At 72.3% G+C, this 4,076-nt stretch carries 5 protein-coding genes and 1 riboswitch; all 5 genes read left to right on the top strand.

Annotated elements, in window-relative coordinates; translation table 11 throughout:
- On the top strand, positions 1-733 hold a 733-nt coding region (locus ABZ749_RS30820; protein WP_357233915.1), incomplete at its 5' end, for a GGDEF domain-containing protein.
- 78 nt (positions 734-811) lie between these two features.
- A riboswitch (FMN riboswitch) is annotated at positions 812-982 on the top strand.
- A gap of 164 nt (positions 983-1,146) precedes the next feature.
- The gene (gene ribD / locus ABZ749_RS30815; RefSeq protein ID WP_357233913.1) at positions 1,147-2,208 is read left to right on the top strand and encodes a bifunctional diaminohydroxyphosphoribosylaminopyrimidine deaminase/5-amino-6-(5-phosphoribosylamino)uracil reductase RibD; all 1,062 of its coding nucleotides are present in this window, start codon (positions 1,147-1,149) and stop codon (positions 2,206-2,208) included.
- Between the two features lies 1 nt (position 2,209).
- Positions 2,210-2,854 (top strand): riboflavin synthase, encoded by a 645-nt coding sequence (locus tag ABZ749_RS30810; protein ID WP_357233911.1) that lies wholly within the window; start codon positions 2,210-2,212, stop codon positions 2,852-2,854.
- Entirely contained in the window at positions 2,854-3,543 is a 690-nt protein-coding gene (pnuC, locus tag ABZ749_RS30805) for a nicotinamide riboside transporter PnuC (protein WP_357233909.1), read from the top strand. Before ABZ749_RS30810 ends, pnuC begins: the two co-directional genes overlap by 1 nt.
- Positions 3,540-4,076, top strand: a 537-nt coding sequence (gene ribB, locus ABZ749_RS30800; RefSeq protein ID WP_357233907.1) for a 3,4-dihydroxy-2-butanone-4-phosphate synthase, incomplete at its 3' end; no start/stop codon positions are given. The genes pnuC and ribB, both read left to right, overlap by 4 nt.

Genomic DNA, 4,076 nt, shown 5'->3' with positions numbered 1-4,076 from the left:
GCTGGGGGAATGTGCGGGCGAGGGAAACTGTCGTACCTCGGGGCTAGAGTTGCCGAACTTCGCGCGGACCGGAATGCTCTACGTGGCCTACACGAGCCTGCCGGCCAAGCCGTTCGACACCGCCGAGCTGGTGGCCCGGGTCTCGTCCACGCTGCGCCGCAACAAGGAGTTCCGGGAGGTTTCCCCGCTGACCGGGCTGCCCGGCAACAGCCGGATCCGTCGGGAGATCAGCGATCGGGTCCGCAACGGCGTGGACTACGCCGTCGGCTACGTCGACATCGACCGGTTCAAGAGCGTGAACGACAGGTACGGCTTCGTGCGCGGCGACGACTTCATCTCCGCGCTGGCCCGCAGCCTGCACCGGGCGGTGGTGGGCGTCGGGCTGCCACCGGCCTTCCTCGGTCACGTCGGTGGCGACGACTTCGTCATCGTCTGCGCCCCGGACCAGGTGCGCCCACTGACGTCCCGGGCGGTCGTCGACTTCGAGAACGCCGCCGACACGCTCTACGACCAGACCGACCGGGAGCGTGGCTTCGTCGAGTTGAAGGATCGACGCGGCAACATCCGGCGGGCGGCCCTGGTCACGCTCTCCATCGGGGTGTCCCTCTCCGACGCCGGCAAGCGGTTCACCGACCCGCTCGAAGCGATCGCGGTGGCCTCGGAGATGAAGACGGTGGCCAAGAGTCAACCGGGCTCGTACGTGGCGGTGGACCGGCGTCGAGGCGTCACCTGAGCGTGATAACGCTGTGAAGTAGCTCGCCTAGGTGGCGACGGAGGCGGATCGGCGTGTAAGACTTTCCGTGTACCCACCACGCGCTGGCGGGACTCGGTGAAATTCCGAACCGGCGGTGATCCACGGTCCGACCGTGGTCAGCCCGCGACCCGGACGGCTCTGCCGTCCGGTGGACCTGGTGAAAATCCGGGGCCGACGGTTGGGGGCGGTTCGTCCGCGCCCAGAAAGTCCGGATGGGAGACAGCGCGCGGGACGGACGGGTCCGAGCCGGCCGCTGGCTTCAGCGTGCCGTGCCGACCCCCCGGGGCGGCTGTGCCGTTCCCGGAATCCGCCACCGCCTGCCCGTGGCCCCATGGCCACCGCCTCCCTGACCGCCAGCGCGCGGACGGCGAGTGAGAGGGCAGGGCAGCGCGATGGCCAGCGTCTCCGTTGATGAGGCGATGCGGCGTGCGATCGAGTTGGCGGCGCGCGGGCTCGGCACCACCAGCCCCAACCCCGTGGTCGGGTGCGTGCTCCTCGACTCCGACGGCGAGGTCGTGGGCGAGGGCTTCCACGCGTACGCCGGGGGCCCGCACGCCGAGATCGTCGCTCTGGCGCAGGCCGGGCGGCGGGCCAAGGGCGGCACCGCGATCGTCACTCTGGAGCCCTGCGACCACACCGGCCGCACCGGTCCCTGTAGTTCCGCGCTCGTCCAGGCCGGGGTGGGCCGGGTGGTCATCGCCGTACCCGACCCGAACCCGGTCGCTTCCGGGGGTGCCGCCACGTTGCGCGCCGCCGGGGTCCGGGTCGATCTGGGGGTACGCGGCGAGGAGGCCGAGGCCGGCAACGTCGCGTGGTTGACCTCGATGCGCCGAGGCTGGCCGTACGTGATCTGGAAGTACGCCGCCACGCTCGACGGTCGCTCCGCCGCGGCGGACGGCACCAGCATGTGGATCACCTCGGAGGCGGCCCGGATCGACGTGCACGCGCTGCGCGGCACCGTCGACGCGGTCATCGCCGGGGTGGGCACCGTGCTCGCCGACGACCCCCGGTTGACCGCCCGTAACCTGCGTGACGGCAGCCTGGCCATCCGGCAGCCGCTGCGGGTGGTGGTGGACAGCTCGGGGCGTACCCCGGCTGACGCCAAGGTCCGCGACGGCGCCGCACGCACCTGGATCGCGACCGCCGACGAGGTCGGCGCCGACCCGGACGGCCGGGTCGACCTGTCGGCGCTGCTCGCGGCGCTGCACCAGCGCGGGGTCCGCGCGGTGCTCCTGGAGGGCGGCCCCCGGCTGGCTGGCGCGTTCCTGGAGGCCGGCCTGATCGACAAGATCGTCGGGTACGTCGCGCCGCGGTTGCTCGGCGCCGGCCCGACGGCTCTGGTCGACGCGGGAGTGACCACCATCGCCGAGGCCATCGATCTGGAGTTCGTCGACGTTACGCAGATCGGTCCGGATCTCCGGATCACTGCTTTGCCCCGGAAAAGGGAGGGCTGAGATGTTCACCGGCATTATTGAGGAACTGGGCGAGATCGTCCGGGTGGCGCCGACGGCAGGCGATTCGGCGCTGCTGGGCGTACGCGGCCCGCTGGTCACGTCCGACGCCCGCCACGGCGACTCGATCGCCGTCAACGGTGTCTGCCTGACCGTCGTGGACGTGGCCGACGGTGTCTTCACCGCCGACGTGATGGGGGAGACGCTGCGCCGCTCCGCGCTGGGCGCGCTGCGCCCCGGCGACCCGGTCAACCTGGAGCGGGCCGCCGCGCTCGGTAGCCGGCTCGGCGGGCACCTGGTGCAGGGCCACGTCGACGGCGTCGGTGAACTGATCTCCCGGGAGCCGGCCGAGCAGTGGGAGACGCTCCGGTTCCGGCTGCCCGCCGCCCTGTCCCGGTACGTGGTGGAGAAGGGCTCGATCACCATCGACGGTGTCTCGTTGACAGTCGCCGCCGTCGGCGCGGACGAGTTCGCCGTCGGGCTGATCCCGACCACGCTCAAGCTGACCACGCTCGGCGCGAAAGGCGTCGGCGACCCGGTCAACCTGGAGGTCGACGTGTTGGCCAAGTACGTCGAGCGGCTGCTCGGCGACCGGCTCACCCACGCCGACGCCCGCGGGCTGACCTCGGACCAGGGCGGGGTGGCCTGATGGGCCCGCTCAGCTGGCTGCTGGACGCCCAGGTGCACGTCGCCGGGTCGCCGGTGCTGGCCAGGGAGATCGTCGGCAACGCGTTCGGGCTGGTCTCGGCGTTGCTCGGGTTGCGCCGGCTGGTCTGGGCGTGGCCGGTCGGCATGGTCGGTAACGCGCTCCTGCTCACCGTCTTCCTCGGCGGGGTGTTCGCCACCCCGCAGGAGCACGACCTGTACGGGCAGGCCGGCCGGCAGGTGTTCTTCTTCGCGGTCAGCGTCTACGGCTGGTGGCGCTGGCAGCGCAACCGTCGCGCCGACTCCGGGCAGGCCGCTGTCGTCCCGCGCTGGGCCACCGGGCGGGAGCGGCTGATGATGCTGCTGGCTGCCGTGGTCGGCACCGCCGCGGCGTACCCGCTGCTCAAGGCCCTCGGTTCGTGGGGCCCGCTGCCCGACGCCTGGATCCTCACCGGCAGCCTGCTGGCCACGTACGGCATGGCCCGCGGCTGGGTCGAGTTCTGGCTGCTCTGGATCGCTGTGGACGCGGTCGGGGTGCCGCTGCTGCTGCGCGGAGGGTTCTACCCCTCGGCCGTCATGTACCTGATCTACGGCGCCCTCTGCGTCTGGGGCTTCGCCGCCTGGTGGCGCACCTCCCGCGCCACCCGACCGGCCGCCGCCCGCCCGCCCGTCTACACGGAGGCCATCGCATGACCAGCTTTGGGGATATCGAGCAGGCGATCGCGGACATCGCGGCCGGCCGGCCGGTCGTCGTGGTCGATGACGCGGACCGGGAGAACGAGGGCGACCTGATCTTCGCGGCCGAGTTGGCCACGCCGGAGCTGATGGCGTTCATGGTGCGCTACACCTCCGGCTACGTCTGCGTGGCGCTCACCGAGAGCGAAGCAGACCGGCTCGACCTGCCGCCGATGCACCACACCAACCAGGACCGGCGTGGCACCGCGTACACGGTGACGGTGGACGCCCGCGAGGGCGTCAGCACCGGCATCTCGGCGGCCGACCGCGCGCACACCAGCCGGCTGCTCGCCGACGCGGCGACCGACCCGACCGATCTGGCCCGCCCCGGCCACGTGGTGCCGCTGCGCGCTCGCGAGGGCGGGGTGCTGCGCCGGCCGGGGCACACCGAGGCGGGGATCGACCTGACCCGGTTGGCCGGGCTGCGTCCTGCGCAGCCCGGAGGAGCTCGACACCTGCTTCGCCGGGTTGACCAAGGTGGAGCCCGGCCT

Origin of the sequence: Micromonospora sp. NPDC047753 (assembly GCF_040642735.1) — a bacterium.
GTDB lineage: Bacteria > Actinomycetota > Actinomycetes > Mycobacteriales > Micromonosporaceae > Micromonospora.
The sequence above is the reverse complement of the archived record's forward strand: the minus strand, read 5'-3'. Positions and strand labels throughout refer to the sequence as shown.